The sequence below is a fragment of the Shewanella maritima genome (genome assembly GCF_004295345.1).
GTDB lineage: Bacteria > Pseudomonadota > Gammaproteobacteria > Enterobacterales > Shewanellaceae > Shewanella > Shewanella maritima.
Genome location: NZ_CP036200.1, coordinates 3474974 through 3492069, shown reverse-complemented (window position 1 = coordinate 3492069; position 17096 = coordinate 3474974). Strand labels below are relative to the sequence as shown.

16 protein-coding genes and 2 pseudogenes are annotated in these 17096 nt (G+C 43.9%); 10 read left to right on the top strand and 8 right to left on the bottom strand.

Translation table 11 applies throughout. The annotated features are described in order from the left end of the window. Nucleotides 1-301: 301 nt before the first annotated feature. From EXU30_RS14835 to EXU30_RS14825, 3 genes are all read right to left on the bottom strand, one after another. Nucleotides 302-541 carry a hypothetical protein gene (locus EXU30_RS14835; RefSeq protein WP_130601309.1) on the bottom strand — a complete coding sequence of 80 codons (240 nt, stop codon included), beginning with the start codon at nt 539-541 and terminating at the stop codon, nt 302-304. Between the two features lie 400 nt (nt 542-941). Next, nucleotides 942-2216 carry an NADH:flavin oxidoreductase/NADH oxidase family protein gene (locus tag EXU30_RS14830; RefSeq protein ID WP_130601307.1) on the bottom strand — a complete coding sequence of 425 codons (1275 nt, stop codon included), beginning with the start codon at nt 2214-2216 and terminating at the stop codon, nt 942-944. A 50-nt stretch (nt 2217-2266) separates the two neighbouring features. After that, nucleotides 2267-2917, bottom strand: coding sequence for a TetR/AcrR family transcriptional regulator (locus EXU30_RS14825; RefSeq protein WP_130601305.1), 651 nt, complete (start codon nt 2915-2917; stop codon nt 2267-2269). A gap of 324 nt (nt 2918-3241) precedes the next feature. On the opposite strand from EXU30_RS14825, the gene EXU30_RS20675 reads away from it, so the two are divergent. Further along, nucleotides 3242-3490 (top strand): EF-hand domain-containing protein, encoded by a 249-nt coding sequence (locus tag EXU30_RS20675; protein ID WP_130601303.1) that lies wholly within the window; start codon nt 3242-3244, stop codon nt 3488-3490. Nucleotides 3491-3867: 377 nt separating this feature from the next. On the opposite strand, the gene EXU30_RS20670 is transcribed toward EXU30_RS20675, so the two are convergent. The 3 genes from EXU30_RS20670 to EXU30_RS14810 all read right to left on the bottom strand — a co-directional run bounded on the left by EXU30_RS20670 (nt 3868) and on the right by EXU30_RS14810 (nt 6497). Continuing rightward, nucleotides 3868-4158 carry a hypothetical protein gene (locus tag EXU30_RS20670; protein WP_242620228.1) on the bottom strand — a complete coding sequence of 97 codons (291 nt, stop codon included), beginning with the start codon at nt 4156-4158 and terminating at the stop codon, nt 3868-3870. Then, nucleotides 4122-5609, bottom strand: coding sequence for an AMP-binding protein (locus tag EXU30_RS14815; protein ID WP_242620227.1), 1488 nt, complete (start codon nt 5607-5609; stop codon nt 4122-4124). The genes EXU30_RS20670 and EXU30_RS14815 overlap by 37 nt, the downstream gene beginning before the upstream one ends. Before the next feature lie 477 nt (nt 5610-6086). After that, complete coding sequence (locus EXU30_RS14810; RefSeq protein ID WP_341274631.1) at nt 6087-6497, bottom strand: ribosome recycling factor family protein; 411 nt, start codon at nt 6495-6497, stop codon at nt 6087-6089. A gap of 157 nt (nt 6498-6654) precedes the next feature. Between EXU30_RS14810 and EXU30_RS14805 the strand changes: the two genes are divergently transcribed. The 3 genes and pseudogenes from EXU30_RS14805 (at nt 6655) to EXU30_RS14795 (ending at nt 9381) form a co-directional block, all read left to right on the top strand. Then, nucleotides 6655-7491 (top strand): mechanosensitive ion channel family protein, encoded by an 837-nt coding sequence (locus EXU30_RS14805; protein WP_130601301.1) that lies wholly within the window; start codon nt 6655-6657, stop codon nt 7489-7491. A 314-nt stretch (nt 7492-7805) separates the two neighbouring features. Continuing rightward, a pseudogene (trmH, locus tag EXU30_RS14800) lies at nt 7806-8509 on the top strand (tRNA (guanosine(18)-2'-O)-methyltransferase TrmH). Between the two features lie 263 nt (nt 8510-8772). Beyond that, a complete protein-coding gene (locus EXU30_RS14795; RefSeq protein ID WP_130601299.1) occupies nt 8773-9381 on the top strand; it encodes a DsbA family protein in 609 nt (202 codons plus the stop codon). Between the two features lie 145 nt (nt 9382-9526). Here EXU30_RS14795 and EXU30_RS14790 read toward each other — a convergent pair whose 3' ends face one another. Then, on the bottom strand, nt 9527-9952 hold the full coding sequence (locus EXU30_RS14790; RefSeq protein WP_130601297.1) for a MarR family winged helix-turn-helix transcriptional regulator: 426 nt from the start codon (nt 9950-9952) through the stop codon (nt 9527-9529). Between the two features lie 148 nt (nt 9953-10100). Here EXU30_RS14790 and EXU30_RS14785 point away from each other — a divergent pair, with 148 nt between their 5' ends. From EXU30_RS14785 to EXU30_RS14770, 4 genes are all read left to right on the top strand, one after another. Next, a complete protein-coding gene (locus EXU30_RS14785) occupies nt 10101-10592 on the top strand; it encodes a DUF2798 domain-containing protein (RefSeq protein ID WP_207234074.1) in 492 nt (163 codons plus the stop codon). 78 nt (nt 10593-10670) lie between these two features. Further along, the gene (locus tag EXU30_RS14780; RefSeq protein ID WP_130601295.1) at nt 10671-10973 is read left to right on the top strand and encodes a DUF3861 family protein; all 303 of its coding nucleotides are present in this window, start codon (nt 10671-10673) and stop codon (nt 10971-10973) included. A 246-nt stretch (nt 10974-11219) separates the two neighbouring features. Beyond that, nucleotides 11220-12377 carry an acetyltransferase domain-containing protein gene (locus tag EXU30_RS14775; RefSeq protein ID WP_130601293.1) on the top strand — a complete coding sequence of 386 codons (1158 nt, stop codon included), beginning with the start codon at nt 11220-11222 and terminating at the stop codon, nt 12375-12377. 182 nt (nt 12378-12559) lie between these two features. Continuing rightward, a complete protein-coding gene (locus EXU30_RS14770) occupies nt 12560-13231 on the top strand; it encodes a transposase (RefSeq protein ID WP_130601291.1) in 672 nt (223 codons plus the stop codon). A gap of 244 nt (nt 13232-13475) precedes the next feature. Here EXU30_RS14770 and EXU30_RS14765 read toward each other — a convergent pair whose 3' ends face one another. Further along, nucleotides 13476-14117, bottom strand: a complete 642-nt coding sequence (locus tag EXU30_RS14765) for a LysE family translocator (RefSeq protein ID WP_130601289.1) — start codon at nt 14115-14117, stop codon at nt 13476-13478. Nucleotides 14118-14480: 363 nt separating this feature from the next. On the opposite strand from EXU30_RS14765, the gene EXU30_RS14760 reads away from it, so the two are divergent. Together EXU30_RS14760 and EXU30_RS14755 are read left to right on the top strand one after the other, a co-directional pair. Then, nucleotides 14481-15098, top strand: a complete 618-nt coding sequence (locus EXU30_RS14760) for an NAD(P)H-dependent oxidoreductase (RefSeq protein ID WP_130601287.1) — start codon at nt 14481-14483, stop codon at nt 15096-15098. A 2-nt stretch (nt 15099-15100) separates the two neighbouring features. Next, nucleotides 15101-17007, top strand: a pseudogene (locus EXU30_RS14755) (monovalent cation:proton antiporter-2 (CPA2) family protein). Nucleotides 17008-17096 lie beyond the last annotated feature (89 nt).

Genomic DNA, 17096 nt, shown 5'->3' with positions numbered 1-17096 from the left:
TTTTCAGCCATTAGTCTTGGGTTAATTACAAAAGAATCCCCAACAGCCACCCAAACCACCACTAAAACCAACAAATTGGGTCAGAGTAAACCTGTAAGTCATTGAGATATATACAGAGAAAAATGTGGCTTTCTTACAAATCACAAGCTAACCAACACTAATAACAACAGCGATAGCCAGTTAACTAGCCAATAAATAAAATTGGGTCAGAGTAAACAGCTAAACTATTGAATTATCGCATGTTAAAAATGTAGTTTGGTTACATTCCAATAGGTATTGTGGGCAATGTAAGCAGAAAGAGTCATTTATCTTGTAGGTTATTTTCCGCTTCACGCTTTACTAGAATAAATGTCAGATACATTTTAGTTGGCAGCGACATTGCCATACCGATAGCCACACACATGGCGCTGATGATAATCCCCTTAACACCCATCGCCTCAATGGTATGATTCCAGTTATGCAGATAAATTCCGAGCATAATCAAGCATAAGCCACAACAAATGACGACTTTTAATAGCTTAATCAAATTCGCATCAGACATTGCTTAGCTCAGCTTTAGATGAAGGTTAACTCCACCCTACCACCTGATAAGTAGCTAGCTATTGACGTACATCAACAGTTTCTAATGTGATGTTAAAAGTACAGATTTTGAATCTAAAGACAGGGTGTAAAAATTGGGTCAGAGTAAGTTTTACTATGACCCAGTTTGAGGTGTTTGCTACATACTTGCTGGAAATTTATTTAACCTGAACTTGGGATAAGGAAGTGCCAATGATTCTCTATTGCAGAGTTATACCTCGTATGAAGTTTCTAACGAGGTAGTTTTGTTTAGTTCAAGGCGAAGCTACGCGTCAATAGCTAGCCTATTGCAAGTAGCTTCAACGCAGCAATAAGCAAAAATAGCCGTTAGAAACCGATTTATTATCCCGAGTTGAGGTTATTTAAGCACGACGCTTTTTAAATGCGGTTGTGCCCATACTGGCGAACGTGCGCAGGACCGAAATCCAGGCACTCATGTTTGGCTTAGGCGACTTACCATGACCGATTAGACTTAGCTGCTGCTCATACCAAGTAATATTGAGCATCGCCATAAAGTCCAGCGCCTTAACGCCAGTGCTAAGCGGCTTCAAGCTAATTTTATGATTGATATCAGCGATCAGTTTATTGGATAAGTCTGGGTCTACTGACAACGGCCTTGCTATCCCCACCATGTCAGTCGCCTGCGTGGTTAACGCACTTTCCATTGCCCGCGCGGAGCGAAAGCCACCTGTTACGACCAAAGGGATCGATAACAGCTTTCGGGCTTTTTCCGCATAATCTAGAAAGTATGCTTCACGTGCGGCCGTCGAGTTTTTTACCCGCGCGCCCATCATGCTTGGGTTTTCGTAATTTCCGCCAGACACTTCAATTAAATTTATGCCATCATCTTGCAGCGCTTTCATCACCTGCATTGAGTCTTCTTCACTAAAGCCGCCTTTTTGAAAATCAGCCGAGTTTAATTTGATGCCAATTGGGAATGACTCACCCACTTTACTGCGAATGGCTTTATAAACTTCGCGCACAAAGCGCATGCGATTTTCCAGACTGCCGCCCCATTTATCTTCACGGCGATTGTGATGTGGCGATAAAAACTGACTTACCAGATAACCATGAGCGCCGTGGATCTGCACGCCAGTAAAGCCGGCTTCTTTCGCTCGCGCCGCCGCAACCGCAAAACGCTCGATAATGGCAACAATCTCTTCATCACTTAGTGCTTTTGGCGTGTTGAACCCAGATTGTAGAGCTTTAGCCAAAGGCACCACCGACGGCGCAACAGGCTCAGGACTTAAGTACTTTGGCGACTGCTTGCCTGGATGATTTAACTGCATCCAAAGTTGAGTGTTGTTCTCAGTTCCAGCTTGCGCCCACTTTTTAAATGGCTCGATTTCGGAATCTTTATCTAGCACCACGTTGTTTGGCTCACCTAAAGCACTGCGGTCAATCATCACGTTGCCAGTAATCAACAAACCTGTGCCACCTTGCGCCCACACCTTATAAAGATGAGCAAGTTGCGGTTTAGGCAAGAAGTTTTTATCACCTAACTGCTCACTCATAGCAGATTTAAAAATACGATTTTTAACCAATGCGCTGTTAGTTATAGCTAGCGGTGATGCCAATAGCTTTGGCGATTCATTTGCATCTAGCTGTAGTTGCTCGGCAGATAATGACTGACTCATGGGATATTCCTTTACTTAAACAAACTTAACTAAACTTCACTTAACTAAACCTAGTTAGATTTGTGGTTAAACCAAGACAAAGACTCAAGCTGTTCAAGCCCTTTAGGTGTGGTAATAAGAGTGAGCAGCACGGCTAATCTGTCGAATATTAAATGCCACTCCTGACTAATTTGATACTCAAGCAAACTGCCCTGCCAACTGTTAAAAAACTGTCTTGCAAGCGCATCAGCATCAATATCATCCCGGACATCGCCTTGCTGTTGTGCACGCATAAATTGCTCAGCAAGCGACTCTAACCATTGCTGCTCAACCTGCATTAGCGCCTGGCGGCAAAGTTCACTCGATTGCGCAATTTCAGACGCCATGGCCGCAACGAGGCAGCCGCAATTGTTGTTATCGACTACGCGCTTTTGTACCTTGTCGTAAAAGGTCAACGTCAACTTAACTAGCTCACTCTGTTGGCTATGGTTTGCAGATAGCTCCCGATACTCTTGTGCGGCTAATGCGCCATAATGGATAACGATTTGCGCCACAAACTCTTCTTTACTTGCGAAGAAGTTATAGAAAGATCCTTTTGGCACGCCAACTAAATCAAGGATTTGCTTAATCCCAGTACCGTGGTAACCATGAGCCAATAATTGCTCCATGCCTGCTGCAAGTAGCTCATCTTTTAAATGATCGTTTTTACGTGGTCTTGCCATAACACCGCTTAATTCAATAGCTGATTAATTTCACTCACAGCCAGTTTATGACCGCTCGTCTTAAAACTAAAATCGAGTTTACAGACACTCGTCTTAAAATTCAAACTTTGATTATAAATGGCTGTTTTCAATTGGAAGCGAATGGGCTTTTAAAAGGAGATATCAAGAGTAAGAAGTTAACAAACACGTCAGTTGAAGCAGCTCGCGAACTAGTGGTTTTATCGCCAATACTAGCTATCTACTCATTGCCTCCATACTCTCTGCACAATTTCGTTGTAACTTTCCGCTATCCCTTTAAATACCCTTGCCCAAGAGGAATAAGCCATGACACGAACACTTGTGATGACCAGCCTACTGCTAGCTCTATTTACCCTTTCGATTAGCTCAATTGAAGCGAGAGAGCGTGGTCAAAAACCACCTAGCTTTGAAGAAATGGATACCAACGGCGACGGCGTGCTATCCCAAGATGAGCTAAAGGGTAAACTGTTAGAAGAGTTTGAACAGCTAGACTTAGATGGCAACGGAAAGCTTAGTGAAGATGAGCTTCCTGAGCCACCGCAAAAACGCCGCTAGTTAACCTGACCACCTTCTAAAGAAGGTGGCTTTGTGTTGCCCCCTAAAAAGGGGGCTTCAGTGGTTTTGTATTCTCAATAGCATCTATAAGTGATGATATTTAAAGCCTTTGAAAACATGGATATTTTCGTTGAGCCTTCTAGTAAAACAAATGGGGGGATGTGCTTGCTGCGTGCTTTAAATATCATTACATAGCAGGCTCAACCTAACATGTCATGTAAACAGAAATACAGGCAAAGCCTACTCGATGATAACCACCTACTGAAGTAGGTGGTTTAGGGCTGAAAACAAAAAAATGCCGCGGCGCATTTCACAGCTAAATCCACGGCATTTTTTGCTATCTAAAGCGCGACCTGTCTAGCTCTAGCACGACTTGCTTAAGACGCTTTCTCCCACACTAACTGCTCATCTAAATTGGCTGTTAAGTAATGACTAAATCTCGCTTCAAGCTGTTCACGTTTAAGCTTAAGAGTTGGCGTTAATAGCCCATTCTCAATGCTCCATGGCTCATCAACCACGATTAAATGATCAAGCTTTTGATGAGGCTCAAGCTCATTATTCACTGACGCAAGCGTATCATTAAGCTGCTGTGACAACGCTTCACGCTCTATCGTCGCCTCCGCTCCCTCACCTAATACCACCAGCGCAATAGGCTGGCTACGACCCACCCCATCACACAAACCTGCTCAATATCAGGGTTACGGCCAAGGCTAGATTCAATCGGCACCGGCGCAACATACTTACCCTTACTGGTTTTAAATTGCTCCTTTACACGGCCAATGATCTTCCAACTACCATCAGCGGTTATCTCACCTTTATCACCGGTTTTAAACCAGCCATCTTCAAACGCTGCTGCGGTAGCTTCTGGGTTGTTGTAATACTCTTTGAAAACAGCGTCACCACGAATAAGCACTTCGCCTTCATCAGAGAGTTTCATTTCCACACATGGCTGCGCAGTGCCAATTGTGCCGATATGGTCATAATCAAACGGCATATTGGCACAAGACAAACCTGAAGTTTCTGTCATCCCCCAACCTTCGCCAATGCTAATGCCTAAAGCGTGATACCAGCGCAGTACATCCGGCGAAATCGGTGCACTGCCTGAGCCAAATAATTTAGCTTCATCAAGCCCAAGCTGAGAACGGATCTTCTTAGCGACGAACTTGCCCATTACTGGCAGTTTCAATAAAAACTGCAGCTTTTTATTCGGCACCTTTGCAAGAATTTGTGACTGGAACTTAGTCCATAAGCGCGGCACCGAAATAAAACTTGTTGGTTTGGCATAACGTACATCTTCGATAAAGTACTCTAAGGACTCGGTAAAGTAGATATCGCAGGCTTTATATAACGATGGCAAAGCAACCACGCAGCGCTCGGTAATATGTGCCAATGGCAGGTAAGACATTAGGCGTGTTTTGTCTTCCCCAGCCATCAACTCAGCCGCGCTACATGCCGATGACGCTACGTTCTTATGAGTCACTATCACACCCTTGGCAAGACCCGTGCTGCCAGAGGTATAAATAAGCGAAAACATATCGTCGGCTTGCGCTTCATGTAGCTCTGAAATTGGCTCGTATTGAGCCAACCAGTCATTCCAATTGGCTTTGCAACTTAAGGTCGGATATGGAAAAGCAATGCTTAGCATGTCATCAGGTAACACGCTCGCTAGCGCATCTTGACTGTCGAGCTTGCCAACGAATATCGCCTTAGCACCACTATGGCTCAATACATGTTTAATGTTGTCGGCATTGGCGGTTGGATAAATAGGCACACTAATTAACCCAGCCATCATCATCGCCATGTCGGTAATAAACCACTCGGCAGAATTCTTAGCGATAATGGCAACCTTGTCACCTTTAACTAAGCCATGGCTCAATAACCCCTGGGCAATTTTACGCGCCTGAGTGTCAGCCTGCTTCCAGGTGTAGGTATACCATTGACGATCTACTGGCTGGTGTAGCCAGGTTTGATCTGGGTGATTGGCAACATTATGCTGCATCTGCTGCAAAGGGAGGCGGTAGTCCATATTATTGTTATTTCCTCTAACTGTGTTCTCATCAGTAAAGTACTCCTCAACCTTCACTTGTCCCCAACTTGCACCGCCAGAAATGCTAATCAAACTGATTGCTGTTTACCTGACTAAATACAAGCAACTGTTTTTAAGTTAATACCAAAACGCACGATTTCACATACCTAGCTAGAGGTACATGGCCGCTTTTATGTTGTAAATAGAGTAAAAACTTAAAGCTATGGTTTAACTTGCCACTCAAACGGCCAATAATCCAGCAAAATTAGTAATAACTTATTTATTCTCCAGCTCCGTTTGAAACCACGACACATACAATGTAATTACAGTTTCCGCTGCATCGCATCCATTTAGATGTTTAGCGAGCACTAATCATTGAAGAAAACAGAATTAGATAAGGGATACGAGTTAAACCGCATATGTTGTTCAAAGGGCAAGCTATGAACGCTGGCTAGTTGAGGGTAACTCTGACAGATAAGCCTAAAAGGAGCCTAAAACAGGTCTTGATTCAAAAAAACTGCAAGATGCTCTGAAAACGACAGTGTTAAATCAGTATTTTTTGGTAGCTAACTAATCAAAATCTGCATTAAAACGTGCAGTGCGAGCTTGGGCCTCTGTGCATTGTGTCATGGCAATCAGTTCAGCCAGAGTTAAATTGGGCGATGCGTTAATCAATCTAACTAACTTAACCTCGATTGTCTCCAACTTGTCAGCATGTGGCACCATAGCCTTAGCAAGTCGAGTGGTAAAATAACTGTAGCTGTCACCTAAAGTTTGAACGTGTTCAAGCACTGCCTGCACTTGATGCGCTTCGCCTTGCAACTGCCAGTTTCGAGAGCGGCGCACGCGTTTTAACTCACAGCTAAAATTGACTGCGATTAGTTTGAGGGTTTGTGCTTGCTCCCGACCAATGCGATGGATTAACGCCGGAAAGCCAATAGAAATAACACTGTTCATACCCGCAAGTTTACTCTGACCCAAATGTTAACGCACCATAAAATCAAACTGTTAAGTAAGCTGCTTTGTTCAGCTATTGCTGACATGTGCTAAGCTGTGTGCAGTTTAACTTAATAGCAATGTTAACTTGCTAAAACTAATACCAATTTATTAGCGATTGGCTTATTGCAGGAGGCAACACATGCAAGACTATGTAGACAGTATCGATATTAATCAGTACTTACCTATGGTGATTGAGGGCGCTACCAATGTGCTACTCGCCGCAATCATTTTAGTTGTAGGTTTATACCTGGCAAATAAAGCCAGCAGCATCATTTTCCGTATTGGCGAAAAGTATGAACGACTTGATGATACTTTATTTCGCTTTTTAGGCAGTGTTGCCAAGTATATTATTCTGGCATTTGTGGCCATTGCGGTGCTAAACCGCTTTGGCGTGCAAACCGCATCAATTGTTGCCTTGCTCGGTGCGGCAGGTCTAGCGGTAGGTTTAGCGCTACAAGGCACGCTATCAAACCTAGCCGCTGGCGTAATGCTGTTAATGTTTCGCCCATATAAGGTTGGCGACTTCATTAGCGCGGCAGACCGTTTTGGTAATGTGCAACAGATTGATTTATTCACTACCATACTTAAAACCTTCGATAACCAACACATTATCATCCCTAACAGCCAAATCTGGGGCGCTCAGATTGTTAACCACTCGTTCCATGATATTCGTGGTGTCGATATGCATTTTGGTGTGGCATACAAAGAAAATACCGCAGAAGTGCGCAAGGTAATTGATAGCGTACTAGCTGCGCATCCGCACATTCTAAAAGACCCGGCGCCATTTGTTGAAGTCGAAACGCTAAACGACAGCTCAGTAGACTTCCTGGTTCGTCCGTTTTGTCATGGAGAGCATTACTTCGACATTCTTTACTCTGTACCTGAGCAAATCAAAAAGGCGCTAGATGACGCCAACATTGAGATCCCGTTCCCGCACAGAAAGCTCATTATCGAAAAAGAGTCTGATTTGGGTTAATCAAAAGTTTGTTAATTAGATGCGGCTTAGTGTCTCAGTCGATATGACTTAAACAACAAATAACCCAAACTAAAGCAGCAATGCGGTTCACATGGTGCAATAACTAGTGCAAAAAACTAGTGCAAAAACTATGCGAGCCGCATTTTTTATGGGTGAGTTTTATGCAGTTTTAACGTAGAATGCCCGCCGAATTTAGTCGCAGTCTTAAGCACTGTCTATAGCTGGAAGCAGAGCCTAAAGCTGCAACTACAGTCAGTACTGACTTTACCGCCTAAGTTAATACCTGTTGTTATACATCCGCTTTAGAGAGAATCATGAGTCCTGAACGCTACGCCCGCATCAATCAAATGCTTGATAATCGTCAAGTTGATTTAACCGTCTGCCTTGACCAAGTACACAAGGCGAATAACGTAGCTGCAGTAGTGCGCACCGCAGACAGTGTAGGTATACATCAGGTTCACGCGATTTGGCCAGATCACGAAATGTGGTTATCGGGCAATACCGCATCAGGCAGCCAGCAATGGGTAAAGACTAAGCGCCACGCAGATTTTAGCGACGCCAAGCAAGCGCTAAAAGCACAAGATATGCAAATTCTTGCGACAACCTTCTCTGATACCGCAGTGGATTTTCGTGAGATTGACTACACCAAGCCAACAGCCATCTTGCTTGGTAATGAGCGCGACGGCGTCAGCCCAGAAGCCATTGCGGGAGCTGACCAACACATCATCATCCCATGATTGGCATGGTGCAATCACTAAATGTGTCAGTTGCTGGCGCGCTTATCATGTATGAAGCTCAGCGCCAGCGCCAATTAGCAGGCATGTACGGCGAGCGCAAACTTGACGATGCCTACTGCCAAACCATGCTGTTCGAACAAGGCCACCCTATTTACGCCAAAGCCTGCCGCCGTAAACGTATTCCATATCCAGCCGTTGACGAGCAAGGTCAAATCGTAGCCGACAGTCGATGGTGGGAGAGGATGCGCGCACCAGACCCTGACGCCGAGCTAGAAGCTTAAAGTTGGGTCAGAGTAAACTGTTAAATCCTAATCTACTAGCCAGATTAATAATTAGTTTTTAGCCTAATAATTAGAACATAAAAATTCAAACCTCTCATTTATTAACATTTGGGTCAGAGTAAACTTGTTGTGCTAAGGCTTTAAGTGGCGAAAGCTACACTATGTTTAAAGCTAAGCGGTGTTAGAAGCTGCACTATGTTATTTGAGAATTACCGTTAAACTCGCTAGGATCGCCAGTCCTATTTTTTGAAGAAACATTCCTAATGAGCACTGAGTTATATTTTGTTTACGACAGCCACTGCCCGTGGAGTTACGCCGCGACTCGAATCGTTAACGAGTTACATTCGGCATACCCTAAAATGGTGGTTAATTTGCTGCACACAGCGCACTTTATTGGTAAAGACTGCGCAGGTGAAAAGCAGGTTAATGCAGTCATCAAGGCAAGTCAGATGAAGTTTGGCAAGCTGCATTTGCAACACGTAAACAGCCCGAAGAACTCAATAAAAGCCGCTAACTTTATGCGTTGGTTGCAAGCCAAGCAGCCGCAAAAACAACTGGATGTACTAAATGCCCTGCAACACGCTCACTTTGTTGAGGGAAATCCGCTAGATAGCAAGCACAACTTCAATACGATTACCGAGCAATTTAAGCTATCACCATCAGGCAAGGTATTTAAAAATGAGCTTAGTCTAGACGCTGAACAAACACTTGAAGATATTGCAGAAATCCAGCAGGTGTTAGGTACTCAGAGCTTTCCGGCACTGGTGATGGTTTTCAATGACAATGCCATTTTTATTGATCACTCTAAATACTTAGCATCGCCACAAGCTGTGCTTAAAGATGTAGAGCAAGAAATTAAAGCAATGAGTTGATCACTCCATTTTTTGCTAAAAAGCAAAAGGCCTGCAACAAGTATGATGCTTGTAGAGGCCTTTTTAATCCATGATGATCCAAAATCAAGTTAAGTTTCAGAACTGATAGATACTGCGAGCGAATTTACACAACTCGAAGTTCGCTCTACTTCCCCAAGTTATCCATTATTTTGGATACAGTCTGCTCAAAAGCGAGTTGCTGCTCATCACTCAGCCCTTGAGTCATTTTACTCGTCACCTTTAGGTCGATATCCGCAACTGTCGCAAGTACCTCCTTCCCCGCATCAGTTACGCATAAACACTGACTACGCTTATCATTAGGGTTAGGACGTTTTGCGATTAACTCTTGCTGCATTAGCGTGTTCAGAAGACGGGTGACTTGCGCTTTGTCCCTTCCTAAAAAGTTAGCTACATCAATTGCTGTGCACGCAGGCTTGCCACCAATGATCTTAAGCACTCTTACATGCATTGGTGTGATACCAAGGTCTGCCTCTTCAATATGTTGATGCATTTGCTTTTTCACGGCATGCAGTAGCTTAAAAATGTTCTCTAGCGAAGCTGGTTTACTCATCAACTCTGTCTCGATTTTGTTTACATATCTGGCAGCAGCGTATTGCCAATCCCTTTTACTCTGACGATATTAAATCACAAACTAGTTGACAATATCAACCAATGACAATATAGTTGACAACATCAACCACATTAAAGAAGGATAAACGATGTCAGAACTGATGCACGACACTAACTTATCTAACTCACAGCAATCACCTACACCACTTTGGTTAAAGGTACTACTTGTGACAAGTTTAATGTCCACTATTGCAGGCACATTAACGGGCGTCATGACCTACATGAATCTAGGGTTTAGCGAACTATTTTTTAGCCAATGGTTAAGCTCATTTTTATTTGCTGCAACAACGGCCATGCCAGCGGGGTTTGTGTTTATGACCTTGTTCACTAAGCTGATCAAATATCTAACGCCAAACCTTAAAGCGGTAATGCAGAACCTTATAGTCGGCTTGTTAATGGCGATTACCATGGAAGCATTGCTGGCGTTTATCACTACCACTAACAACCTAGGTTTAAGCAATAGTGCCTTTTTTACGACCTGGTTTGATGCCTTTATCGTCGCGCTACCAGTCGGACTTGTCATCATGCTAGTTGTGTCTAATACGGTAAAACCAAAGATTGAACGCATTCTGACGAGCTAATGGTAAATTTGAAAAAACACAGCTTCACCAGCTGAAGCCTGCGTTCAGCAACTAACAATCAAACATCGAGGTATTTATATGGCAAAGCACAATCAATATCGCGTAATTGTCGAACAAATTAGTGATGATAATCAGGCAATAAAAGCACTCAGTTTCGAGTATGAAGACAGAGAAGATCTATTTAAAACTATCGAAGCCATTGGCGATCATAGCGAGATAGATAAAGGCCAAGCTCCGAGATTAACGCTAGCACTTCGACTGCTAGGCCCAATGATGATGGCGGAGCGAAAACATGAGTTATTTAAAGATTTCATACCTCATTTCAAAACCTTCATGCAAAACCTAAAATCCAAAGTAAAAAGCGCGAAACCTGCAAGCTAATATCGAGTGTAGATGCTAACAAAGGCAGGACGCCTTCCAACAAACATGGCTAACATAACGCAGGATGTAGAGTTAACTGACAATATCAAACGCTAGCCTTTGCTAAGCCCTCATAGAGCACTGTTCATCATCTATGGCTTTAATCAGGCGCAACCTAACTCGAGCATAACGCTTGCTGGCAGTGATGATACTACGTATCATTGCTGATTCGTTTTTAGCCACCCTGTAGTTTCGAGAATCAGATTTATGACTCAACAAGAGCTTAAGCGCCGTATCGCCTCAATCGATATTTTACGCGGTATCGTCATTGTACTCATGCTGGTAGACCATGTGCGCGAGCGCTTTTTTTTACATGTGCAAGTATCTGATCCAATGGATATTAATACCACAACTCCTGAGTTATTCTTTACGCGCTTAAGTGCACACTTTTGCGCGCCAATCTTCGTATTCTTAACCGGACTTTCAGCCTGGCTATATGCCAACCCTGTCAACGGCAAGCCTCGAAGCGCACAAGATTTCTTATTAAAACGCGGGCTTATTCTGATTTTACTTGAAGCAACCGTGATCAACTTTTCTTGGTTTGGTTACTACGAAACCCTCTACCTGCAAGTCATTTGGGCGATTGGTTTAAGCATGATCGCACTCGCGTTTTTATCGAAATTGCCGCGAGTTTGGGTCGGCATGATTGGTCTGCTAATCGTATTTGGTCACAACCTACTCACACCAATTCAGTTCGCTCCGAATGAATGGGGTTACAGCCTTTGGACTATCTTGCACGACCGAGGCTATTTAATTAGCGAAGGTGCGCTGAAGATCCGTATTTCATATCCTGTATTGCCTTGGATAGGTGTGATTATGGTGGGTTGGGCGCTAGGGCCCCTATTCTCACCAAGCGTTGCCAGCGAAACCAGACGTAAACAGCTGCTAATGCTAGGCCTCGCAAGCTTAGGCACATTAGCAATCCTACGCGGATTTAACCTTTATGGTGAAACGCTGCCTTGGGCAAGCCAAGGGACAATGGCGCAAACAGTAATGGACATGCTTAACTTTACCAAGTACCCACCGTCACTGGCGTTCTTATTACTTGGCGTCGGCGTTGGGTTATTGGTGTTAGCCTGGCTTGAAAACGCAGATAACAAGTTACTGGATGCGCTAAACACCTTTGGCTCAGCGCCCATGTTCTTCTACATCATCCACTTATACACCTTGTTAATCGTCTACAAGGTAGCGGTCGCCATCTTCGGTACCAACACGCAATACTATGGTCAAGACTACCTGGGCTTTGCCAGCGTTTGGCAAGTTTGGCTATGTGCATTCGCCCTCACCTTTGTCCTTTACTGGCCAACAAAAACCTTCGCGGCATTCAAGCGCCGCACCAACATCGGCTGGGTAAAATACTTCTAACCAAACAGCATAATTGGGTCAGAGTAAACTCATAACTTATTGAATTTACTCGACTCAATTTTTGTAGTTTTTTGACACTTTGGGCGTGATTGATGGATAGATATTAATAACCAAAAGTTGTCAGGGTGAATTCGAATTTATCGACTATACTTTCGACTTCTTTTTGCAAACGGAACTTGCATATGCCCAGAACACTGAGGTTCACACCTAACGATATTCCCGTTCATATCATCCAGCGCGGTAACAATCGCCAAGCCTGCTTTTTTGACGAGCAAGACTACATTGCCTATAGCCACTGGTTAAAACAATATGCTCACGAATATAAGGTAGATATCCACGCGTGGGTATTTATGACCAATCATGTGCATCTGTTGTGCACACCAAGACAAACCAATGGTATTAGCTTGATGATGCAAGCGCTTGGCAGACAGTATGTACGATACATCAATAAAACATACTCTCGTAGCGGCACGCTATGGGAAGGAAGATTCAAATCTAGCCTGGTACAAACCGAGGCTTATTTGCTGCAGGTCTATCGCTATATCGAGCTAAACCCAGTCAGAGCAGGAATGGTAAGCTCACCCGATGATTATAAATGGTCAAGCTACCAAATTAACGCCAAAGGAAAACATTCAGAACTTTGCGCGCCCCACGAGGTGTACCTTGCGCTTGCCAATAGCCCTCGAGCAAGACTTGCTGCCTATCAACAACTAGTGAAGCAACAGCTTGATACCAGCATAGTAGCTGATATTACTCTTGCTACGCACAAAGGGCTTGCCATTGGCGATCCTCTATTTATGTCCAGAATTGAGGCTCTCGCAGTAAGCGCAACTTCTCATGCAAAGGCGAGTTAGAAGCAGAAGCTCGCTTCCTCTAGCAAAACACAAAAAGAACTCAACAGAACTTGGCTGCAAGTTTACTTTGATCCAAATGTTATGACCCAAATGCTACTCTACCCCAAATGCAAAGGCGCCAACCTCTGCACTCTCACTAATCTAATAATAAGATTAAAAATAAGGTATAGACCACAATAAAAGATTAAGATTTAACATTTTGCTCTGACCCAATTTTACCTGGGTCAGAGTTAAAGGGTTAAGTTTATGCAACACCTTGGACTTGAGAGGCTAGCAGCCAGATAGCTAACACAAAGAAAATCACGCCCATAAACTTGTTCTGGTTAGCGCGGAATTTTTCATTCTTGAGCAAAGGTTTACCTAGGGTTCCAACTAGTGCCACCAGCAATAAGTTAAAGCTTAATCCCATAACATTAAGCAGCAAGCCTAGCGCTAACATCTGCTCACCAGAGCTAGCCGTCAATTGAGATGAAACAAACTGGGGTAAAAACAATACGAAGAAGATGAGTGCTTTTGGATTAAGCAAGTTACTGAACACTGCTCGCTTATATAACTGTTTAGCCAAATTAGATTGGCAACTTACCTCTGGCGTATCAGCTGCGCCAGAACGCATACAATCCCAACCCATTTTTAATAAGTAAGCACCGCCCAATACTCGCAAGACTTCAAGTGCCATCGGGTTCATTGCTACCAATGCTGACACGCCCAGTGCAGCAAGCAGTGTCAAGATCACACCCGAGGTAGCATTGCCAAAACTGGCATATACACCAACCTTCTTGCCATAACTAAGGCTTGAGCTGGCAATCAATAGCATGTCAGGACCAGGAATAAGCAGCAAAGCCACTACCGCACTCAAATAGAGAGGTAGTAAAGCCATATCAATCATGAAAACACTCGAGCAATAACAAAAATCAACAAGGCGCGGATTCTACAGAGACTCAACATGAATAAAAGTCATGTTGGTGAAAATTGCGAAGCAATCATGGCAGTTTTTATTTACGGGTCGATTTAATAACCGATTGACTCATTCACCCGAGCAATAAAGTCGTAATCTTTACAATTTACTCTGACCCAAATGTTAATAACAATAAGTATACGGGATAGCAGTTTGTTGATTTAACGGTGCTTTTAAAACATGATGGTTAAAATTTGCCAAGTTTACTCTGACCCAATTTTTATCAGCACAGCTTTGCTTGAGGGTCTAAAGTTAATGTACTGCAGCTAACGCCTCGCTAAGGTTATCAAGCACATGAATAAAAAAATCTTATTACTATTCGCGCACCCATCTAAGCACCGCTCAGAGGTCAATTCACCATTGTTTGAATTTGCCAAGAAGCTCGACTTTGTTACAGCTGTCGACTTGTATGCAGAATACCCTGACTACAACATTGATATCGACAAAGAGCAGACTCGTTTGAACGAACATGACGTAGTGATCTTCCAATTCCCATTTTACTGGTATTCCACGCCATCAATTCTTAAAGAGTGGCAAGACTTAGTGCTGGAATATGGCTATGCCTACGGCTCAACAGGCACTGCACTTAAAGGTAAAACTTTCATGTGCGCAATTAGTGCTGGCGGTAAAGAACAAGCTTATCGAGCCGAAGGCTATAACCACTTTACGGTGCGTGAATTACTGCAACCTCTGGAGCAAACCGCCAACATTACCGGTATGAACTACCTGCCACCATTCGCGCTTTTTAGTAGCCGCACCGCGACTAATGACAATCGACTCGATAATCACCTTGAGCTTTGGCACCGCGTACTCAATCAGCTACATCAAGGTGCAATCGATCTCGTTGAAGCACGACAGCTCGTTATCATTAACGAGCTGTATTCAGATAAAACCAGCAGCGAGGGAGCCTAGCCATGACAGTTTATTTTATTCAGGCATTTATCTACCTTGCTGCAGCAGTTATCGCCGTACCGCTGGCTAAAAAACTCGGCCTAGGTTCAGTACTTGGCTACCTTATAGCGGGTGTAGTCATTGGCCCGATTGCCGGTGTCGTCGGCCAAGAAACCATCGCAATTCAGCACTTTGCTGAATTTGGTGTGGTGATGATGTTATTCCTTGTGGGTTTAGAACTGCAGCCTCAAATGCTGTGGCAAATGCGCCATCGTTTACTTGGCCTTGGCGGCCTACAGGTGAGTGTCACCGCCCTACTGATTGCGGCTATCGCATTTGCTTTTAATCAGCCCCCACAGTGGCATTAGCAATAGGTTTGATCTTCTCACTCTCATCCACAGCGATTGTGCTGCAAACCTTTAACGAAAAAGGCTTAACAAAAACAGAGGGCGGCCAAAGCGCATTTTCAGTGCTTTTGATGCAAGATATTGCCGTGATCCCTATGTTGGCATTTATTCCAATGCTCGCTTTGCCAGAGCTAGTTGCAGCCGCCGAACACGCACAAACTGCAGCAGAGCATCATGAAGAACTAAGCTTGGTTGCAGGCTTGCCTACCTGGGCTTATGCATTAGCAATTTTAGGCAGCATCTCTGGTGTGGTGTTCCTTGGCATGTTCGTCAGTCGCCCACTATTCCAATATGTGGCGAAATCAGGGCTACGTGAAATCTTTGTCGCGACGGCGCTGCTAATTGTTATTGGTATTGCTGCACTTATGAGCCTGGTAGGTTTATCTCCCGCTTTAGGCACTTTCCTAGCGGGCGTAGTACTGGCAAATAGTGAGTTCAGGCATGAGCTAGAGTCCAATATCGAACCATTTAAAGGCTTGCTACTCGGCCTGTTCTTTATCACAGTTGGCGCAGGTATCGACTTTGGCATTTTATCAAGCAATGCCGCGCTCATTATTGGTCTAACTCTTGGAGTTATGGTGTTAAAAGCGCTGGTACTTTGGGGACTAGCTATCATCTTTAAGATTAAAGACAGTCACCGTTGGTTGTTTGCCCTGAGTCTAGCGCAAGCGGGTGAGTTTGGCTTTGTACTCTTAAGCTTTACCATTCAAAACCACGTTATTCCAATCGAGACAGCCAACATACTGCAACTAGTTGTCGCACTGTCCATGTTCCTCACCCCTATGCTATTTATCTTATTCGACAAGGTTATCTTACCTCGCTACCAAGCTAGAGCTGACGATAAGCCTTTTGATGAGATTGAAGAAAAAGGCAAAGTCATCATTGCCGGTATTGGCCGCTTCGGGCAAATCATTAACCGCTTGTTAGTCGCCAATGATGTACCAACCGTAGTGATGGACTTAGATGCTACTCAGGTAGATAACTTAAGACAGATAGACATCAAGAGCTATTTTGGTGATGCTACCCGCCCTGAAATGCTGCACACAGCAGGCATTGAAGAGGCGGCGATGATAGTTATCGCCATTGATAATCGCGAAAACACCAAAGAGCTGGTGCACTATGTCAAACATACCTATCCACACGTGAAGATACTCGTACGTGCTTTTGATAGAGGCCATAACTATGAGCTGCGTAAAGCTGGCGCCGACATCATCATTAACGAGACTTATCACTCTGCACTTGAACTTGGCGGCGAAGCGCTAACCTCATTGGGCATGCACCCTTTCTTGGTTGAACAAAAGAAGCACGCCTTTAATAGCAGTGAAGAACGCACCTCAACCATGTTATATGAGAACTGGTTGAAAGGCACTGAGGGCGAGCAATACGATCAAGACTTCCGCAAACTGTTTATGCAACTGCAAGACATCATTAAAGAAGCGATGCAGCAAGATAGAATTGACAGGCACAACAGTGAAGAACGCGGCTGGACGCCTCCACCTAAAGGCTATGAAAGTGACTTCTAACGCTAAACTTTTAGCTTTTGGGTCAGAGTAAACTTAAAATTTACCCTTTAGCCCAACAAAAAAACGAGCCAATTGGCTCGTTTTTTTAT